At 52.3% G+C, this 20,000-nt stretch carries 14 protein-coding genes and 1 tRNA gene; 6 read left to right on the top strand and 9 right to left on the bottom strand.

The window, feature by feature from the left end; genetic code table 11:
• Window positions 1-75: 75 nt before the first annotated feature.
• The 4 genes from HMPREF9141_RS10980 to HMPREF9141_RS10965 form a co-directional block, all read right to left on the bottom strand.
• Window positions 76-510 (bottom strand): hypothetical protein, encoded by a 435-nt coding sequence (locus HMPREF9141_RS10980; protein ID WP_040554857.1) that lies wholly within the window; start codon window positions 508-510, stop codon window positions 76-78.
• Window positions 511-535: 25 nt separating this feature from the next.
• A complete protein-coding gene (locus HMPREF9141_RS10975; RefSeq protein WP_007368834.1) occupies window positions 536-928 on the bottom strand; it encodes a hypothetical protein in 393 nt (130 codons plus the stop codon).
• Between the two features lie 72 nt (window positions 929-1,000).
• On the bottom strand, window positions 1,001-1,549 hold the full coding sequence (locus HMPREF9141_RS10970; protein WP_083809451.1) for an RNA polymerase sigma factor: 549 nt from the start codon (window positions 1,547-1,549) through the stop codon (window positions 1,001-1,003).
• A gap of 45 nt (window positions 1,550-1,594) precedes the next feature.
• A complete protein-coding gene (locus HMPREF9141_RS10965; protein WP_007368832.1) occupies window positions 1,595-1,906 on the bottom strand; it encodes a T9SS type A sorting domain-containing protein in 312 nt (103 codons plus the stop codon).
• Window positions 1,907-2,863: 957 nt separating this feature from the next.
• Here HMPREF9141_RS10965 and HMPREF9141_RS10960 point away from each other — a divergent pair.
• Window positions 2,864-4,564 carry a putative transporter gene (locus HMPREF9141_RS10960; RefSeq protein ID WP_007368830.1) on the top strand — a complete coding sequence of 567 codons (1,701 nt, stop codon included), beginning with the start codon at window positions 2,864-2,866 and terminating at the stop codon, window positions 4,562-4,564.
• A 420-nt stretch (window positions 4,565-4,984) separates the two neighbouring features.
• Here HMPREF9141_RS10960 and HMPREF9141_RS10955 read toward each other — a convergent pair whose 3' ends face one another.
• The 3 genes from HMPREF9141_RS10955 to HMPREF9141_RS10945 form a co-directional block, all read right to left on the bottom strand.
• A complete protein-coding gene (locus HMPREF9141_RS10955; protein WP_040555083.1) occupies window positions 4,985-6,091 on the bottom strand; it encodes a glycosyltransferase family protein in 1,107 nt (368 codons plus the stop codon).
• Between the two features lie 202 nt (window positions 6,092-6,293).
• The gene (locus HMPREF9141_RS10950; protein ID WP_083809450.1) at window positions 6,294-7,280 is read right to left on the bottom strand and encodes a glycosyltransferase family 2 protein; all 987 of its coding nucleotides are present in this window, start codon (window positions 7,278-7,280) and stop codon (window positions 6,294-6,296) included.
• Entirely contained in the window at window positions 7,229-8,125 is an 897-nt protein-coding gene (locus HMPREF9141_RS10945) for a glycosyltransferase family 2 protein (RefSeq protein ID WP_007368826.1), read from the bottom strand. Before HMPREF9141_RS10945 ends, HMPREF9141_RS10950 begins: the two co-directional genes overlap by 52 nt.
• Before the next feature lie 57 nt (window positions 8,126-8,182).
• On the opposite strand from HMPREF9141_RS10945, the gene HMPREF9141_RS10940 reads away from it, so the two are divergent.
• The 4 genes from HMPREF9141_RS10940 to HMPREF9141_RS10925 all read left to right on the top strand — a co-directional run bounded on the left by HMPREF9141_RS10940 (window position 8,183) and on the right by HMPREF9141_RS10925 (window position 18,652).
• Window positions 8,183-9,688, top strand: a complete 1,506-nt coding sequence (locus HMPREF9141_RS10940) for an oligosaccharide flippase family protein (protein WP_007368825.1) — start codon at window positions 8,183-8,185, stop codon at window positions 9,686-9,688.
• The gene (locus HMPREF9141_RS10935; RefSeq protein ID WP_007368824.1) at window positions 9,675-10,667 is read left to right on the top strand and encodes a glycosyltransferase family 2 protein; all 993 of its coding nucleotides are present in this window, start codon (window positions 9,675-9,677) and stop codon (window positions 10,665-10,667) included. Before HMPREF9141_RS10940 ends, HMPREF9141_RS10935 begins: the two co-directional genes overlap by 14 nt.
• A gap of 912 nt (window positions 10,668-11,579) precedes the next feature.
• Complete coding sequence (locus HMPREF9141_RS10930) at window positions 11,580-15,908, top strand: choice-of-anchor J domain-containing protein (RefSeq protein ID WP_257009603.1); 4,329 nt, start codon at window positions 11,580-11,582, stop codon at window positions 15,906-15,908.
• A gap of 188 nt (window positions 15,909-16,096) precedes the next feature.
• Window positions 16,097-18,652 (top strand): C10 family peptidase, encoded by a 2,556-nt coding sequence (locus HMPREF9141_RS10925; protein ID WP_007368822.1) that lies wholly within the window; start codon window positions 16,097-16,099, stop codon window positions 18,650-18,652.
• 160 nt (window positions 18,653-18,812) lie between these two features.
• Here HMPREF9141_RS10925 and HMPREF9141_RS13460 read toward each other — a convergent pair whose 3' ends face one another.
• Window positions 18,813-19,079: a hypothetical protein gene (locus HMPREF9141_RS13460; protein ID WP_007368821.1), complete on the bottom strand. Its 267-nt coding sequence runs from the start codon at window positions 19,077-19,079 to the stop codon at window positions 18,813-18,815.
• 423 nt (window positions 19,080-19,502) lie between these two features.
• Here HMPREF9141_RS13460 and HMPREF9141_RS10920 point away from each other — a divergent pair.
• Window positions 19,503-19,590: transfer RNA gene (locus tag HMPREF9141_RS10920), tRNA-Ser, on the top strand.
• A gap of 196 nt (window positions 19,591-19,786) precedes the next feature.
• Here HMPREF9141_RS10920 and HMPREF9141_RS13720 read toward each other — a convergent pair.
• Window positions 19,787-20,000, bottom strand: a 214-nt coding sequence (locus HMPREF9141_RS13720; protein ID WP_007368818.1) for a hypothetical protein, incomplete at its 5' end; no start/stop codon positions are given.

Below are 20,000 nucleotides of genomic sequence, written 5' to 3'. Positions count from 1 at the left end.
CCTGTCTGGGGTATCTATCTTCTGCTTCCTTCTTCTTTTTATCTTCCTGTTTTCTACTTTACACCTTTTCCCCTTTTACTTTTTTGCTCTGCCTTCCTCCGCCATCCTGCGGAATGTCTGCCGGTGGAATTTCCGTTCGGCTTCCAGCACCTCCAGCAGCTTCCTGCCGGGGATGACTTTCAGCATTTCCTGATGGTAACGCTGTTCCACCTGTCTGAGCTGTATTTCAAGTCCGTCGGCCTTTTTAATCATTTCCCGGGCTTCTCTGTCGGATGCCGGCTTCGCCTTGTGAAGGCTTCGCAGGCGGTCGAAGACCGGTCGCTGCTTTGCCATCATCTCGTCATAGATGGGAAAGAGGCGTGCCGTCTCCTGCCTGTTCAGTCTCACTTCCGCCTTGATGAACCGGTGCAGTTCCGCCTTGAATCTGTCAGGGTCAAACCTCCTCTGTGCGGTCATCTGGACAAAGGAGAGAAGGGCGCAGACTGCCAGGACAATTCTTCTGTATTTCATATTCCTTATTATGTGACACCGTTTGCTAATCATCCGCCATGTAGGCATACATGTCGTCTTCGTCCATCATGATATAATCAGCAGCTGCGTCGAAGCCGTCCCCGGACGCATCCGTCCCGCTGACGGAAGTCGCCGTCCTGATGTCCGGCTCCTGCCTATTGTGTCCTTGCGGTGTGGAGAACATCGAATAGGAAAGGAAGCCTACCAGCACCACCCCGGCTGTCATTGCCGCTACCGCCCATGGGCGCAGCCGCCGGATGCGTATCCGACGAGGGGCCGGGACGTTCTCCTTCCCTCTCTGTTCTTCTGTCGCCAGTTGTCCCATGATGCGAGAAGGAAGCCCGTCGAAGTAATCCTCCGGGACGGTGAAAGGTCGTCTGTTCCCATCATCCGTTTGTAGCCGCTGTTCTGAATCCATAGAAGTTTATGTTCTTAGATATAAGTTAGACTTGGGGAAAACGGAATCGTTTAATCCGCATGGGCCATAAGATTACCCATGTCGTTTCACGTAGTCTGTGATTTTCTGTACGGCTATATGGTAGGAAGCTTTCAACGCCCCTTCGCTCGTTCCCAGCACTTCGCTTATCTCCGAATATTTCATCTCGTCATAATACCTCAGTGTGAAGACCGTGCGCTGTACATCCGGCAGGCCGGCAATCGCTTCCTGCAGCAGGGCCTGGCTTCTGTCGCCGTCGAAATACGTATCGGCAAGGAGGCGGTTGGCGACGGACAGGTCGGCATCTGCACTCGCAAGTACCGCCGTCCTCTCATGACGCAGGAAATCGAGCGACTCGTTGACGGCTATCCTGTACAGCCACGTGGACAGTCTGGATTTCCCCTCGAAGGACGGCAGGCTCTTCCATGCCTTGAGAAACGTGTTCTGCAATACATCATCGGCATCGTCATGTGTCAGGACAATGCTGCGGATCTTCCAGTACAGCGACCGGCTGTACTGACTGACGATTATGGGAAAGACTTTCTTCCGTTCTCCGGGACTCGCCAGCAGGCGGGTCATTTCAGTCTCATCGGGAGGAGACACGGTCTTTCAGAAACGAGTTCATATTGCCGGGCGTATCGTTACACCTCAACGGATAGCCACCTTGCGGACCACTTTGCCCACTTTGACGATGTAGCATCCTCTGGGCAGACTGAGCGTATAACGCCTGTCGTTTCCGTCAACCTTCACGCTCATTACACGCACCCCGGTCACATTGTAGATAGAGAGCAGTTCGTCCTCTGCGCCCACCACGTGCAGCACATTGCCCGTGACAGACACCGTGACCGTCTGGAAATCCTGGTCGATGGTCTCCGTCTCCATACGGGGCTGTATGGCGGCAGTCGCTCCTGACGAAAACAGCAATGTGAACAGGAAAGGAGTAAATATCTTTTTTATCATAGACGTACGCTTTTTGATTATCCAACTACAAAGATAACAACTTTCGGAGTACGTACACTTACTTTATTGTCTCGACGGCAGGTTTTTAATATAAATTAAGATATGAGGGGCTGCGGTTTCAAAGGAGATTTCATGGGGGAGGGACATCTGTTTCCGCATCCTTCCGAGGGGAGCGCAAGACGGAGAGGCTGTTTTTCGGTGCTTCCGTTAAATACATAGATCGGAAATAGAATGAAGGCTTATGCACCTGCAGGGTATGACCATCCAAAATCAGATGGTTTTACAAAGGAGGATAAACTACAAGATAAGACGCAGAAAAGGTAGATCGATTCTGTGTCTGTCCATCAGCATGTCTTTCCGTATTCTACAAACAACTTATTCCCATATCATCGGTGTTTGTAAACCATTTTCATGCAACCCAAGCTGACACATGCTCTTTTAGCTTCTAAAAGATGCCTGATTGACTTGCAATGGATGCCCTTTTGATGTCTAACTAACGCTCTTTTGAAGTCCAATCAAGCACCTTTTAAGAACGCATTAATAATCAGCTGATTGACTGCTGGTTACAAACTTGCTTTTTGCACGTGTTTTTATATTTCCAGATGATGTGTTTGAGATTGGTGTAATGACTTTTCAAAACATTATCTGTATTCTCAACGTATTAAGAAGGAAAGGCTTTTGTATCGGAGGATGATAACAGGATAGACAGGTTGACCGTCTTGGCAATGTTTTTTGATAAATAACTTCGGTCTTCCGTTAAAGCTATACGGAAAGCATCCACGCATTTAACGGAAGAACATGTTTTTTCCCCTGCTGTTCAAAAAATGATTGACAAAGATTGGTTTATGTGCCTTTTAATCCTTACCTTTGCAGGCAATAAGCTGTGTTCCTCCCATTGAGGGTACGCTTTCTCCGCACTTGCTAATCTTTATCTTGCAGACAATATAGTTAATACTTATGGACTGGTTAATTGACATTTTCAAAGCAGAGCAACAGGACACCGTAGCGCATATCGTGCTGCTTTATTCCATTGTGATCGCCTTAGGCGTGTACCTCGGGAAAATCAAAATCGGTGGCATCTCCCTCGGCGTTACTTTCGTGCTCTTCGTCGGCATCATTGCCGGACACATTCATTTTACGGGACCGTTGCCCGTGCTGAACTTTCTACAGGACTTCGGTCTGATTCTTTTCGTCTTCATGATCGGTCTGCAGGTCGGGCCGGGCTTCTTCGAGAGCTTCGGAAAGGGCGGACTCAAGCTGAACCTTCTCTCGACGGCGGCCATCCTGCTGAATATCCTCGTGATGTTCGCCTGCTACTTCGTTTTCTTCGACACTGCCGACGACAAGAACCTGCCGATGATGGTGGGTACACTTTACGGAGCCGTGACGAACACGCCGGGTCTCGGCGCTGCCAACGAGGCATTGCACAGCGTCTTCAGGGACGGCATGAACTTCGACATCGCCTCGGGCTACGCCTGCGCCTATCCGCTCGGTGTGGTAGGCATCATCGGCGCAACCATTGCCATCCGCTACATCTGCAAGGTAGACCTCAAGGGCGAGAACGACAAGCTGCTTGCGGAAGAGGCGGAGAATCCGAATGCCAAGCCGCACATCATGTACCTGAAGGTGGCCAATGCCTATATTGCCGGCCGTAAGCTGAAGGAGATTTCAGAGTTCCTCAACCGTGACATCGTCTGCACGCGTATCATGCACGACGGCGTGATCACTGTCCCCACACGCGATACCGTCTTCGAGATGGATGATGAGATCCTCATCGTCTCTGCCGAAGCCGATGCCAAGGCCATCCAGGCCTTCATCGGCCCGGAGATCTCCGTCGACTGGCACGAGGAAGACCAGCCGAAGAAGATGATCAGCCGCCGTATCGTCATCACCAACAGTTCGATGAACGGCAAGACGCTCGGCAAGATGCACTTCAGTTCCGTGTACGGCGTGAATGTCACGCGTATCAGCCGTCAGGGCATGGATCTCTTCGCAGGGCGCAACCTCCACTTTACCGTCGGCGACCGTATCGTGGTTGTCGGTCCGGAGGAGAATGTAAACCGTGTTGCCGAAATGATGGGTAACTCGGAAAGACGGCTGAACGCACCGAACATCGCAACCATCTTCATCGGTATTCTCTTCGGTATTCTCTTCGGCAGTCTGCCGATCGCCATTCCGCAGATGCCGGTGCCCTTGAAGCTCGGTCTGGCCGGCGGCCCGCTGATCATCGCCATCCTCATCGGCCGTTTCGGCTACCGGATACACCTCGTCACCTATACCACCACCTCTGCCAACATGATGCTGCGTGAGTTCGGACTGGCGCTCTTCCTGGCATCCGTAGGCATCAAGGCCGGCGCCGGATTCTGGGAGACAGTGGTACAGGGCGACGGTCTGAAGTTTGTCTACACGGGTTTCCTCATCACGATCATCCCCATCCTCATCATCGGGACGATTGCCCGCCTCAAGTACAAGTTCAATTACTTCACCATCATGGGCATGCTGGCCGGAACCTATACCGACCCCCCCGCACTGGCCTACGCCAACTCTATCTGCGCCGGCGAAGCACCTGCCATCGGCTACTCGACGGTCTATCCGCTCAGTATGTTCCTCAGGATCTTTACCGCGCAGCTGATAGTCCTCTTCTTCTGCCGGATGTAGAGAGTTTTTCCTCATTTTTCAGAGGGGAGGCGTAAGCAGCCAATCCTGAACAGAGAAGGCTCTCCTCTGAAGTACGGCGACATTGGAAGGCTATGAAAAGAACCCTGTCAATCCTCTCAAACAGAGGCTGACAGGGTTCTTTGGTGTTTGAACAACGACAAGGGAACTCCAGACCTACAATCTCAGGGCCGTACACACGGAAAGGGAACGATCGGAGGAAACCTCCGCCCCTCCTGTCCTTGTTTTTCATGCTTGCTGTCCGACGAATATTTTCCGAATAAGTCGGCCATTCCTCCTGCCCTCTGCTTTTGCAGGGTCTCTTCCGCCACCTCTTCCGGCTGCATGGCCTGTTTCAGTCCATCAGGGAGGAAACGGCTGTCCGGCTAACGACTTCCGCCGATCCTGTCTTCAGGAGCCGGTCTAAAGACCGTCTTGCAGCGACCGGTAAAAGGCCTCGTACTGCCCGGCCACCTTGATGTGGTCGTGGTGCTTGCGGACGTAGGCGTAGCTCTGGCGGCGCAGCCGGGGGATGATTTCAAGATGATTGACGAGCCCGGTAAGCTCGGCGACACAGCTCTCGTAGGTCGGCAGGACGTTGATGATGGGGCGGAGCGTGGGTTCGTGGATGATTTCATAGTTCTCCGGCTCACCGCCGCCGATACAGATGATGCCGTGTGCCATGGCTTCGAGGGGATTCATGGACGGCGTATAGCTGTAGAGCTGGTCCATGATGGCATCAGAGCCGAGCATCGTGCGTACGTATTCGTCAAAGGGCAGGCCTGTTACAATCTGGAGGTTCAGCTTGTCAGGGTATTGTCTTTTCACGGTTTCGGCTGCCTGCAGCATGATGTCCGTCCCCTTGTAGGCCGAGCGGTCCTTGCTGATTCCGATAAAGAGGTTCAGCTTCTCCGGCGTTTCATCAGCGATGACCGGAGCTTCTCCCACGATGATGGGGAAGGGGATAAAGGTCGTCTTTTCGGGGAAACACGGTTGGTAACATCGCCAGTACTCGTAGAGACCCGTCACGATTCCGTCACATTGTTCAGCCATCAGCCGGTTCAGCTGTTCTTTGTCCGTGCCCGTCCAATCCTCTCTCTCGGCGATCGCCTCCTTGTTCCGGCGCAGCTCGCCTCCGATGTTGAAGTCGCTGTAACGCAGCGGCATTGTCGTCGAGCAGGTGTGTGCCCAGTAGTAATCCATTCCGAAACCACACAGGACGGCCTTCCTGTTATGCTTTTTCAGGTAACGGAAGAGCGGAAAGAGGTGTTCCGCCTTCAGTTCAAAGAACAAAGGATTGATGAACTGTACGACATCATAGCCTCGCAGACGGGGCAGCAGGGCATAAATCTTTGCCATCAGAAGCATGCCGCCGATCTTCCCCGGCCGTCTGGAAACGTTAATGTCACGTGGGTAATTCTTCCAGAAGTCTCCGTTTGATACGACCGTCACCGTATGTCCCAGCTCGCGCAGACCACGTGCCAGCGTATTGTGTACATTACTGTATTCGCCTAAGAGAAGAATCTTCATGCGCTTGATAGTCCTTTCTATCTGTTCCACTGTATCAAGTATCTTGATGATTCTCCTCTGTACTTTGGGTTTTAGTACTTTGAAGAAGTCCTCAAAATAGTCTTTATAGGTTATGCCCTCTCTGTATTTTCTGGCAAAAGTAACTTATACATTACATTCATGCAAGTTTCGCGAGGTGATTTTAGGATCAAGGATTATTCTTTTAGCCCTTGTTGAGTCTCAACGCCATCATCAGCATCTTGCGCCCGAAGGCTGAGTTCGTCATCTTCCGGAAGTACCTGTATTTGGCCGTATAGTCCTTGTCGGGCAGGGGGAAAAGCCTGCGTCGGGACAGGCGTTGCAGTACGTGGTTGAGGTGTGTCTCGTCCTTCGTCAGTGTCATTACATTATATATATGGTCCATCGTCAGCTGGGCAATCCGTCTGTCCATGGCGATGCGCTCCTTGACAGGGAGATAGTCCGCCTTTTCTTTCAGACGGTAGATCACCTGTTCGGCATCCGACAGACGGCGCATCTTCCATCGCCTGTCTGTTCTGTGGGTGATGGAATCCTTGCGGATCCGGTAATGGTAGGCCTTCCCTTCGGTGACATACAGGTTCTCCACGCGCAGCATCAGAAGGGGCGTAAACTCCTCGTCCTCGTGCAGCGTGTCTTTGGTGAAGCGGAGGTCGTGCAGGATAGTCTTCCGGAAGAGATAGGTCCAGGCACTGGCGCGCAGGTTGTGGTGTGTCATGTATTCTGTACCGGTCACCGGGCCTTCTGCCTCCGGCTGGGGGACGGAGCTGGTGGAGCTTGTCGCACGGAAGAGCACCATGTCCGCCTCACGGTAACGGATGATATCAAGGCACTGTTCGTAGGTGCTTGTCAGTAGGAAGTCATCTGCATCGACGAACTGGATGAAGTTCCCCTCCGCCGTCTCTATCCCCCTGTTCCGTGCCCGGCTGAGTCCCTGGCCGGGCTGCCGCACGTAGATGATTCCGGGAGAGAGACCGATCAGCTCGTTGACAGGCGACACCTCCGATCCGTCATCCACGACGATGATCTGCCGCTCTGTCTCGTTGAGGCTCAATGCCAGAATGCTCCTGACGCATTCCTGGAGCATGGCAATCGGCTCATTGTGGTAAGTGACGATGAAACTTACGAGCGGTTTCTTTTCCTTATCCTGTGTATAAACTGGTTGAGTTGGCATAAGCGCTTGATTCCTATTAAGTGGAGGACAAAAAGTTTCAGAGTTCCTTTGTAAGGCAGGACGGGCAGGACGGGGTCGGCGTGCGTCGCCTCGTAGACATCCATCTGTATGTTGAGCAGGGCCTGATAGTATTCCGGCGTCAGCTCACCCCATAGCTTGAGATGCTTGAGATGCGCTTCCAGCAGGTCGTTCAGCTCCTTTCCTCCCGCCCGTGCCGTGATTCCCCTGTCGTTCTGACAGTAGTAATACAGTCCCATGGAGGTTGTTGCCACAAGCCTTGCACGCTGCAGCAGGAGGGGATAGGTGTACGCATCCTCAAACGCCTTTCCCTCGGGAAACCGTATGCCAGCGAAGAGCTCACGACGGTAGAGCTTGTTGCAGGCGTATGTGTGGAGGTGAGCTCCGCAGAGCCAGTAGTCACGGATGGAACCGACTACGGCATCAGGGAAAGTCAGCAGATGCTGTTTTGTCGGATGTCCGTAATGTTCCATGACGGGATATTCCAGAATGTCATAGGTGGAATGTCCGTCAAGTACAGCCAGCAAGGCTGAATATGTACCTTCGGCAACAAAGTCGTCCGAGTCGGCAAAGGTGATGTACTCTCCTGTCGCCGCTTCTATTCCTGCGTTTCTTGCTGCAGAGAGTCCCTTGTTGGCCTGGCAGATAAGCCGGCAGCCAGTCCTCCCAGCTGTCATCTGCTCTGCAATCTGTCCCGAGGTATCCGTCGATCCGTCGTCAACGATGATCACTTCCATCCTGTCGTCCATCTGTCCCAGTACACTCTCCAGACAGCGTCTGAGTGTATCTTCAACGTTATAGATGGGTATGATGATGGACAGTTTCATGCAATCATTGTTTGATGCAAATATAATAAAAAACTTTTATATCCGTTAGATAATACGATGAAAAAAGACACCCATACGGATGGTTATCTGCATATTCTGAAGTACATCAGCCTCTTTGGCGGTGTGCAGGGCCTCAACGTGCTGATAGGTGTCGTCCGCAACAAGTTCGTGGCCATATTGCTTGGGCCGCAGGGAGTCGGTCTTATCTCGCTGTTCAACTCCACGACAAAGCTCATCGGCGACTCCACCAACTTCGGTCTTCCGATGAGTGCCGTGCGCAATATATCAGAGGACTACGACCGGCAAGACAAGGAAAAACTGACGGAGGATATCGCCCTTGTCCGTTCGTGGAGCCTGCTCACAGCCCTGTTGGGTCTGCTGGCCTGCATCGTGTTCAGTCCTCTGCTCAGCAGATACACCTTCTCCTGGGATGGGCATACGCTGCACTTCATCTTTCTTTCTCCCTGTGTGTCACTGGCTGCTTTGAGCGGCGGCGAGCTTGCCATCCTCAAGGGTGTACGCCGTCTTCGTTCGCTGGCCTCCGTCTCAGTGTATAACGTGCTTGGTGCATTGGTCCTGACCGTTCCGCTTTATTATTTCTTCGGCAATGCAGCCATCGTCCCCTCTTTGGTCTTGATGGCATTGGTGCAGATGGTTCTCACAGCCATGGTCTCTTGCCGACTTTATCCTTTCCGTGTCTCTTTCCGCAGGCCGTTTCTGGCCAAAGGGTGGGGTATGATCCGTCTGGGAACGGCATTTGTCCTTGCCGGTATCCTCGGGTCGGGTGCGGACTTCATTATCCGGAGTTACCTTAACAATGTGGCGGACATTGAGGCGGTCGGTTTCTACAATGCCGCTTTCATGATGACAATGGTCTATTCCGGGATGGTTTTCTCAGCCATGGAGACCGATTATTTCCCTCGGCTGTCAGGTGCAAGCAGCCTGAATTTTACCTTCAACCAGATTGTCAACCGTCAGATAGAAGTCACACTCCTGATCATCTCCCCCCTTCTGACGCTCTTTCTGTTGTTCCTGCCCCAGCTGACAGTCTCCCTTTATTCCGGCAAATTCCTGCCCGCCCTCAGTATGGCACAGGTGCTGGTCCTTGCCATGTACGTACGGGCAATACGTCTGCCGGTAGAGTATATCCCTTTGGCGAAAGGCGACTCGCGCTCTTACCTGCTTCTCGAGTCTTTGTATGATGTGTGCCTTGCCGCACTGGTAATAGTCGGCTTCAGGCAATGGGGTGTTTTCGGTGCCGGTGCCGGTGTGGCTGCGGCAGGAATCTTCAGTTTTGTTTTTGTTTATGTCTATGCTCGTTTCCATTATGGTTACCGGCAGTCTTCTTCTGTGTTGCGCTGTGCCGCTGTCCAGCTGTCAATCGGTTTCTTTGTGTTCCTTTGTGTCCGCTCTGACAGCGGTTGGTTGCGGTGGGGGCTTGCTGCCGCACTGTGTGTCGTAAGCATGATGGTTTCCTTTCGTGTGTTGAAGTCGAAGACTGGGCTGTGGAATGTCTTGATAAGTAGATTGAAGAATAAGTTTATCCGTCATGCCAAAGATTAGTGTGCTCGTCGCCGTCTATAACACAGCGGAATACCTTCCTCATTGCCTTGATTCGCTGTTGAACCAGACACTGAAAGACGTTGAGGTGGTCTGCGTTGATGATGCCTCGACGGATGACTCTCTGGATATCCTGCATCAGTATGCGGCCCGCGACACACGTCTCAAGGTGATAGCACTGGATGAGAACCGGGGACAGGCTCATGCGAGGAATATCGGACTGTCTTGTGCAACGGGAGATTACATCGGCTTTGTAGACAGTGACGACTGGCTGGGGCCGGATGCGCTGGAAAGGGTATGCGAGGCTTTCTGCCAGACAGAGGTCGACTGTGTGTTGTTCCGTCTGTTTTGCGTCTATGCGGACGGGCATCAGGAGGAGTATTCCATGCCTCATTTCAATATGATGAATGGCGAGGAAGCCTTCCAGCAGAGTCTGACCTGGAGCATTCACGGTTGTTACGTTGTGCGCAGTACACTCCACAAAGCGCATCCCTACGATGAGTCGCAAAGGGTATACAGTGATGACAACACCACGAGAATCCATTATTACTATTCACGTAAGGTGGCCCTTTGCGACGGCGTTTATTATTATCGGCAGCAGGCTGCGTCGGTCACGCATCAGGCAAGTGTCCACCGCTTCGATTTCCTTCTGGCCAACGAGAGTATGCGGCACCAGCTCGTCGATATAGGTGCGTCGAATGACGACCTGCATTGTTATGAAACGGTACGGTGGCTCAATCTGGTCGGAGTCTATCTCTTCTATTATCTTCACCGCAGGGAACTCTCCGCAGCAGACCGCCGGAAGGGGAGGGAAATCATGCGTCATGTCTGGCAGACTGTCAACCTGAAACAGGTGCAGCCCTCTCTTAAACGTAAATTCGGCTATATGCCTCTGCGCTGTTCATGGCTGCTCTTCCGCCTGCAGGAAGAACTGTACTTCCTGCTCCGTGGTTTTGCCGGGCGCAATAAGGAGACTGTTTAATCGTGACGAGCACCTGTGTTCTTTTGCAGGGCTCTCAATTCTGTTGTCCCGGTGTCTGGTACTCCTGTTCCCGATACCTGGTACTCCTGTTCCCAGTACCTGGTACTCCTGTTCCCGGCATCCGGTACTCTTGTTCTCAATTGTCAATCCGGCACTTTCCATTCCTCTTTATCTTCAGAATCGAAAGTGTGTCCCTACAGTTTAGTTGCGCATGAACTTCTGGCGCAGCCTCATATCCCCATATTACACCTTATTATATAGGCGGGACTATATGTAGGCAGATTTCTGTCCGGGGAGGCACATTCCTACGCAATCAAAAGTGTCTTGTCCTGAATCCACATTGAGTCAGAATTTGTAGGTTGCTGTCACTGCTGTCATGTAATGGGGTGTTGCAAGTGGCTTGTAAAGTGGCATTTGTGTGAAGTGTTAAAAATGACAGCAACTGAAAACAGAAATAAAACAGAGGATGTGGTTCGTCAACACGTCTGTCCGTAGGGCATTCCATAATAGAATCGTTTTTTTTGTTTGAGAAGTAAAACACGTTTGTCCCAATCATGAAAAATAGTTGGGTGTCTCTCTTCCGCTGAATATTCGCCCGTCCCCGACTATCGGATATCCTGCCAGATGCGAATAAAAACGATATAAAATTGCACGTTTTCTTGTAAACGTGCACAAATATTAAATAATTTAGAAATAAATCGTAATATTATTTGGAGGTATTGAGGAAAAATTAATATATTTGTAATCGAAATCTTTCATAGGTTTAAAAACTTTTTTTATTAATTAAACCCGTCAGATATGAGTAAAAGATTTACCAAACTAATTGCAGCTTTTGCCGCGACAATGACAATGCTGCCTGCATCCGCGCAAGTGATGCCAGAAAACCAAGTGCCTCTTACTCCTTCCAGAATTTTGCCTGGACAGAAGACGGCTCAACAGAAGGTTGATCCGCTGAAGGCTTTCCCGACACTGTTGGCGAAGACGCTGCCACGAGACGTCAAATCGCCGTTCAGCAGTCCGACGATTGCCATCCGCCCTGCGGATCTGAAGAACCTGGTGACGGTCAATCCAGACCTGACCATGTGGGGAAATCTCCTCACCAACAGTTTCATGGGCATGTATTCGTTCCACCCGGTGGCAAACCTCAATTTCGAACAGCTCTCCGACTACAAGAAAGGCTATTTCAATGGCGGAAGCGGAATGATAGACGGAGTGCTTCACGGCATATACCTCGATACGAGTTATGCTCCTTATGGTATTCTCCTGCTCTCGCATTATGCATTCGACACAGAGACCTGGCAGTTGGAAGAACAGCCCAAGAGCGTCAGAGACTACAGTCTGATCGCTACCGAAACGGCTACTGACCCGACGACGGGAGAGGTGTTCGGAGAATTCTACACCGCCGACCTGAAGAATTTTGAGTGGGGTGTCATAGACTACACCACCTTGACGCGTACCACCATCGCTCCTGCCCAGCACACCTATGTGGCACTGGGTATTGCCAATGACGGTTTCGCCTATGGTGTCAGCAAGGAAGGTGACTTTTACCAGATTGACCGTTCGACAGGTGCTGAAACGAAGAAGGGCTCTACCGGTATAGAGATTGCCGATGCCAAGGGACAGTACTACACCCAGAGCGGCGAGTTCGACGTACGGACCAACGAGTTCTTCTGGGCTTCGACCGATAAGGACGGAAAGTTTCAGCTCTATACGGTCGACTTGGGCGACGGACACGTGACACCGGTCGGCGGCTATACGGAGCCGGCGATGCTCGTGGCACTCAACTTCCCGGCAGTGGCGACGGCCGCCGGAGCACCGGCAGCAGCCAGTGACCTCAAGGCCGATTTTGCCGGCGGTGCGTCCAGCGGAAAGGTCTCATTCAAGGCTCCTGACAAGAAGTATGACGGAAGCAGCCTGACCGGCAACGTCTCATACAAGGTGTTCGCCAACGGTAAAGAAGTGGCGGACGGGGCGGCTGAAGCTGGAAAGAAGGTTGAGGCCAATGTGACGGTCAGCGAAGGAGTCGTTAATTTCATCGTCTTCTGCAGCAATGATGCCGGCAAGGGTCCGCGCGTCAGACTGACCACTTATGTCGGTTATGACGTGCCCGATGTCGTAGGCAACCTGGCAATGGACCTTGATGAAACCGGTAAGGCGACCGTTACCTGGGAAGCACCGAAAGAAGGTCTGCACAAGGGTTACATGGGGCCTCTCACCTATGATGTCTTCCGTAATGTAGGCGAAGAAAGTACGAAGGTGGCCGAGGGTATCTCTGCAACTTCTTTCAGCGAAGTAGTCCCGAAGGGTAAGCTGTCGGCTTATTCCTATTCCGTACAGGCCATCAACGGGCCGAAGCGGAGTGCAATCGCGACCAGCGATGGAAAGATCTTCGGCAATGCACTCGAAGTGCCGTTCTTCGATGATTTCCCGACTGCCGCAAGCTTCAAGCTCTATACGGTTATCGACGTGAACGAGGACAAGAGCACATGGGGCTGGAACAGTTCCAAGGGCGGCTCTTGCGTATATCGTTACAACAAAAAGAATGATGCTGATGACTGGCTGATCTCACCGCCGATTCAGATGAAGCAGGGCAAGGCCTATAATGTATCGTTCAAGGCTGCGGCTGGGTTGAGCATGTTCCCGGAGCGTCTGGAAGTGAAGTGGGGTAATGACAAGACCGTTGAAGCAATGGAGAAGGAAATCCTTCCGGCAACGGATATTGCAAATGTCAAGTACCAGGAATTTACCAAACGGATAGAACCGGCTGCGGACGGAAACTACTACATCGGTTTCCATGCCATTTCCAAGGCCAATGAGTTCAGACTCACCCTTGACTCTCTCTCTGTGGAAGTCGCTGCCGAAGCAAAGGCACCGGCCATGGTGGACAACCTGACGGCTGCTGCCGATCCGACAGCTGCACTGAAGGCTACGCTGAAGTTCAATGCACCGACCAAGGCTGTCGACGGCTCGGCGCTCACGGACCTCACGAAGATCGTCGTCAGCTGTGGAGAACGTGTCGTGAAGACCATCACAGCTCCGGCACCGGGTTCGGCACAGGAGGTAGTTGACGAGAATGCCGTAAACGGCGAGAACACTTATACGGTTGTCGCTTACAATGCCCACGACTTCGGTCTGAAGGCATCTGTCAAGGTCTATGTAGGACAGGATGTTCCGGTACTGGGCAAGATCAAGACGACCGACCAGACAACGGCTGTCAAGCTCGGCTGGGAGGTTCCGACAGGTGTACACAAGGGTGTCATTCTTCCGGCAGAGGTGACCTATAATATCCATAGCGTCACCGATGACGGCAAGCTGGGCGACAAGCTCGGTTCGGTCAAGGGTTCGACGGGATATACCGTCAGTGACCTGAACACCAACGAAGGCAAGCAGAAGTACCAGCACTGGGCTGTGAACGCGGAAAATGTGGCTGGTACGAGCGGATGGGCAGCCGGCGCGCTGATTGTCGGCGCACCTTATACGCTGCCGTTCCACAACAGCTTCAAGGACGGTACCGTAGAGGAGAAGTTCGTAGGTCTCGAACGCACCAGCGGCAAAACATCATGGGCGCTTACCAATGATGTGTCGTCCGACGACGATAACGGTTCGCTGATCTTCCTCCCGACAAAACCGGGTGTATCGACCATCGTCATGGGCAAGACAACCTTGCAGGGTGCGTCGAACCCGAGACTCATCTTCGACTATCGCGGCGATGGTGAGGCCAAGGAGAAAGTGGAGATGCGCTTCCAGAAGAAGAACGGAGAAGTGACGGAGCCTGTATGGACTAACGCAGGCGTTGCCAACGACGGCAAGTGGAAGAACTATATTGTGGATATTCCTGCCGAACTGGCTAATGAGGAATATGTCCTGCTGCGTGTTGTCGGTATCGCCGATGAGATTTCGGAAGATGCCGTATATGTTGACAACATCAACATCGCCGACCCGTACCAGAAGGATGCAGGTGTGGAACTGACGGCACCGGAGAGCCTCAAGAAGGGACAGACGGCCAAGCTCAGCGTCAAGGTGACCAACCTCGGTCTCGACAAGTTGGAGAAAGCCAAGGTTGCCCTTACGGTCAACGACAAGGTTGTCAAAGAGGAAACCCTCGGAAAGAGCCTTTCTTTCATGCAGAACAGCGTGCTCTCTGTTGACTACAAGACGACCAGTATGGACGCTTCAGACAAGCTCAGCGTGAAGGCGACGGTTAATTTGGACGGCGATCTCGAGCCGGACAACAATGAGGCGACCGCTGATGTCTCCCTTGAGACACCAGATGTCAAGGCTCCGCAGAACCTCCGTGGAGAGAAGAGCGGTTCAGCTACTGCTGTGAAGTTGGCTTGGGATGCACCGGCAACGACGATAACCAGTGTCACTGACGACTTCGAGAGCTATGAGGCATGGGGTACCAGCTTCGGCGACTGGACAACGGTTGACAACGACCATGGACGTGCGGGAAGTCTCACTCAAGGCACACAGTATCAGCACCAGGGTGAGGAGTTCGCATTCCTCAACTGGCAGCCGTCTGACCTGTTCAAGTCTGGACAGGGGCTTGATCCACACTCCGGCACCAAGGCTGCCGTAGCAATATATCAGATTGATGAATCGGGTAAGAATTTCGTTGATGCCGACAACTGGCTCATCAGTCCGCAGCTTTCCGGCAAGGCGCAGACCGTCAGCTTCTGGGTCAACAATCTCAAGGCTACGGACGGCAGCGGTGCAGAGAGCTTCGACGTGCTGTCTTCAACAAGCGGCAGTGATCCCGACAGCTTCGTAAAGATAGGCGAAACACATGTACAGGATGCCGCTCAGTGGACGGAAGTAAAGGTCGACGTGCCCGAGGGGACGAAGTACTTTGCCATCCATCACATTACGTCCAAAGACAAAGCTTTCATCTTCATGATTGATGATGCCAAGTTCGAGGCCGGTTCAGGGCCTGTTTCCTACAACATCTATCGTGACGGAGAGTTGATCGGAAGCACCAGCAAACTTGTCAGCGACGACCTCAAGGCACCGGACAACAAGGAGCACAAGTACTGTGTGACGGCTGTCTATGCCGACGGCTCAGAGTCTGCACCTGCGGAAATCAGTGTGGCAACAGCCATCCAGCGCATCAATGCTGACGGCGAGACGGTTTACGATGTCTACACCATCGACGGCAAGCAGATAATGAAGGGCGTTAAGAGCCTGCGTTCGTTGGCAAAGGGCGTCTATATCATCAATGGCCAGAAGACCGTTATCAAGTGATGAATAAGCACCGATTCTTATTAGAGAATTGACTACAAACGGAGTCAGAACCCATTCTGCAGGGCTCTGACTCCGTCTATGCGTTTTTATATCAACAAACCGAATCGTGCCGGCTTTGCCGGAAATCAGCTTCCGGGGAGGTGTTCCCCGACTGCCGGGAAAGGCGGGCACAATCCAAATCATTCAGTATGATGAACTTTAGAAAACGATTCTCCATAACACTGCTGCTGGCGATGGGTATGCTACTGTCGCTCTCTGCAGCACCAAGGACAAAGGCTGCCATCAAGGCGGCGGCGGAGCAGGTGTTCAGCCAGTCGCCGACACTGCGGATGACCCGTGCGCACAAGGACGACCTCAGACCGCTGCTGAAAAACAGCGCATACACCGTCATGGGCTATAAAAAAGGCGGTTTCGTCATCGTAAGTAACGACGACCTCGTGCCGGCCGTCATCGCCTATTCGAACAGTACGTTCGACAAGAATACGAAGAACGAGGGCTTCAAATGGTATCTCGCTGCTGCTGAAGAAGCGATCAACGGGATCGTGAAAAAGGGCGTGCCCCGCAAGATAGTCCCCCCCGACAAGAACAAGTATAAAGAACAGATTCCTGCCCTTGTCACGTCGCGTTGGGGACAGGAGAAGCCTTACAACGACCTCTGTCCACTGGCGACCTCCTCCGGTACCGGCAGCTGGCAGGGATATGGCGGTACGGGAAGAGCCGTGACCGGATGTGTCGCTACCGCCATGGCACAGATCATGTACTACAACGGTTATCCGCAGTGTGGTACGGGTACACACTCCGTGAATGTCAAGCAGGCTGACGGAAGCATGAAGAAAGTGACCGTCAACTATGATGAGAGTGTCTATGACTGGGGAAACATGATCGACAGCTACAAAGGAAAGTACAATACGGCACAGGGCAACGCTGTGGCAAAGCTGATGCTCGACTGTGGTGTGGCTGCCGACATGATCTATGCCACTGACGGATCGGGTACTTACACGGAAAACGCCTGTGAAGGACTCAAGCGCAACCTGGGTTATCCCGAGACGACACAGATGCTTCGGCGCGGCCGTTATAGTGAGGAGAAATGGATGGACATCATCTACAATGAACTGAACGAACGCCGTGCCATCTTCTATACAGGCGTGGATCGCGGTAACGGCGGTCATGCCTTTGTCCTTTGCGGATATGATGCCACCGGCAAGGTGTGGATCAACTGGGGATGGGAAGGTTCTTCAGACGGATACTATGACATCAGTCTCCTGAATCCCGGCTCCTTTAAGTTCTCGGAAGGGCAGGACATGATCATCGGCTTTGAAGGCATACGGGGTGAGCTGGTCGAGGATACGGTTCATGTCAGTGAACCGGGCAAACTGGCATCGCTTGTCGAGGACTCTCTTTATGAAAGAATCTCCAAATTGAAGGTGACCGGGCAGATCAATTCGACGGACCTGCGTACCATCCGGCAGATTGCTGGATGCGGCGTGGACGGAACGGTGGTGCGCAGTTCGCTGACGGATCTTGACCTTGGCGATGCCGAGATTGTCGGCGGTGGCGAACTTTACCTTGCCGGTGGTGTACGCACCTCCGCAGGCAAGAAGCATGGGATACCCGAAAAGGCGTTTTATGGCTGCCGACGGCTGCACAAACTTGTCCTGCCCAAGACGACGACCGCCATTGGCGACGGGGCACTGGGAGGCATGCCGCGCCTCGAGACGGTGTCCATACCGACCGGGGAGGACTGTGATTATGTCTTCGACGGACAGGTGCTTATGACAAAGGATGCAAAAGAGATTATCTCTGTAATGCCTTATAACACCGACGGCTTTACGGTCGGGAAGGGGATAGCCAAAATTCATAACTATGGTTTCTCCGGGTGCAGCAATCTGACGAAAGTCATACTGCCGGCTACGGTCACGGACATCGGCGACGAGGCTTTCGCCGGTGCCAGCAGCCTTGCTGTAATCCGCATCTATGCCAAGAACGTACCGACATTGGGACGCAAGGTCTTTTCCGACCTCAATAGAGAGTCCGTCAAGCTGCAGGTACCTTCCGGCACAAAGATGCTCTACAAGCGCAGCGGTCAGTGGAAGGACTTTAACATCGTTGAGTTCGGCACGACCATCAAGGCACGCAACACAGTCCGGACGTATGGTAGCGAGAACCCGAAGCTCGGCTGGCAGATGAAAGGCGACTTTGTCGAGGGTCTGCCTGTGCTGACCTGTGAAGCCAAGCCTGCATCGCCGGTAGGCAAGTATGTCATCAAGGTCGGGCGCGGGACCATCACGGAAGAGCAGGTTGAGTTTGTCGACGGTTCTCTGTTTGTCCAGAAGGCTACGGCCAACCTCAGGGCGAAAGACGTGACTGTCGGGATAAAGCAGAAGCCTGTCTTCGATTACACGGTGGATGGACTGCAGAACGATGAAACGACCGTAGAACTGACCGAAGCTCCTGTCTTCACCGTCAAGGATCACGAAGGGAAGGTGGTAACCTCCTTCGATGTTGCCGGAGAGTACACGATTGAAGTCAGCGGAGGACTGTCCGAGAACTATCTCTTCAATTATTTCCCGGCGAAGCTCACCGTCAAGAATTCGTCAAATGGCATCGTAGACATCAGCCAGGATGCGGATAGTTATGAAGTCTATACATTGGACGGTGTCCATATTGCCAAGGGAGCAGTCGACCTGAAGAACCTCCCCAAGGGGGTCTATGTCGTGAATGGGAAAAAGCGCATCGTCAAGTAGACAGGATGTGGCATAGCGACGGTTGACCCATCAGTTCTTAACGGGTAGGTCTTGAGGATTCCCTTTGATGGATTCTCGCTTTGAGGCTGTGTATTCTGCTTTCTCCTTCATTCGTGTAGTCTGCCATGCTCTTTTCGAGGGAGAAACCAAATGTACTCGTCTAAAGGCAGGAGAACCTCAAAGACAATCCTTGAGACCAGCCTGAAACAAAGGCCATATCCGGCTCTTCTATGGGTTGGGTATGGCTTTTTAAGTCAAGGTTGATGCGAATGACATGCTGAATATGGCTGTCCGGTAAACCCTGAGCAGCGGAGGTTTCCGTGTGTAAATTGTCTGTTGGAAGGCGAAATGCAACCCTCTGTTTCATCAGATATGTTGCGTCCGCTTCTGGCAGTGCCGCACCTCTTCCACTAAAGATTGCTCTCATCCGGACAACAGATTGTATGCGTGAGATCCATCAGCGTGCCCGGTGTCTGCCATCTGTGTGCCCGTTGTTTTACCAGCCACATGGAGGGCGCTGGTCATCAATACATCTGTGGAAATGGTCAGCCGTTTCTTCTCCTGTCGCTATAACATCTCTATGGCGAGAGCCGCATGGCCGGCTTATCGGGAAAGTTTACCGGACGGCAATATGTTCAAAAGGACGTCTACCTGTAACCGTTAATAGGACTGTCTGAAGCATATAGGTCTATAAAAGAAGGGACTCTGGTTGTTGGGCGGTGACTCCTTCTTCCCCGAAACTTTAAATAATCATAAAAAGGCGTATGATAGTATCTTCATAGGAAATAAAGTATTACCTTTGCACTCCGAAATAACATCTGTCTCTCTTGTAGAGGACAGGGAGGAACCGGGAAAGATGCTCGAGTGGTTGAAGAGGCACGCCTGGAAAGCGTGTAAACGCCTAAAGCGTTTCGGGGGTTCGAATCCCCCTCTTTCCGCAGTATCAGGCTTTTATAATTTTTTATCGGCTAAGAACGTTTAGCTATGACGGAACGGTTCTTTCTGGAATCATACGCTTATATTCAAGGTTGCATGCAAATAACCTGCAAATAAGCCCATTCTCTTGTGGCGGTATTTCTTTATTCTGATGCTTGTGCTTGTAGAAGGACAAGGCTATTTCCTCTGGGGGTTCAGTCATACATAAACGGATGGAAACACTGCTTCCAGTGAACCGTTGTTAACGACGTTTTCGCCGTCGGCTCCAGTCATACACAAAGGAATGGAGCACTGCTTCCCCCTTGGAGTCATTGTATTGCCCAGCCAATGGAGTGCAGGGAGATGGCTTATGTAGAGGTTCACGGGTCTGGGCAGAAGACCGTTGCAGTCTGGTCGGTTCTTGAGGGTCAGT

The sequence above is a fragment of the Prevotella multiformis DSM 16608 genome, from assembly GCF_000191065.1.
Classification (GTDB): domain Bacteria; phylum Bacteroidota; class Bacteroidia; order Bacteroidales; family Bacteroidaceae; genus Prevotella; species Prevotella multiformis.
The sequence above is the reverse complement of the archived record's forward strand: the minus strand, read 5'-3'. Positions and strand labels throughout refer to the sequence as shown.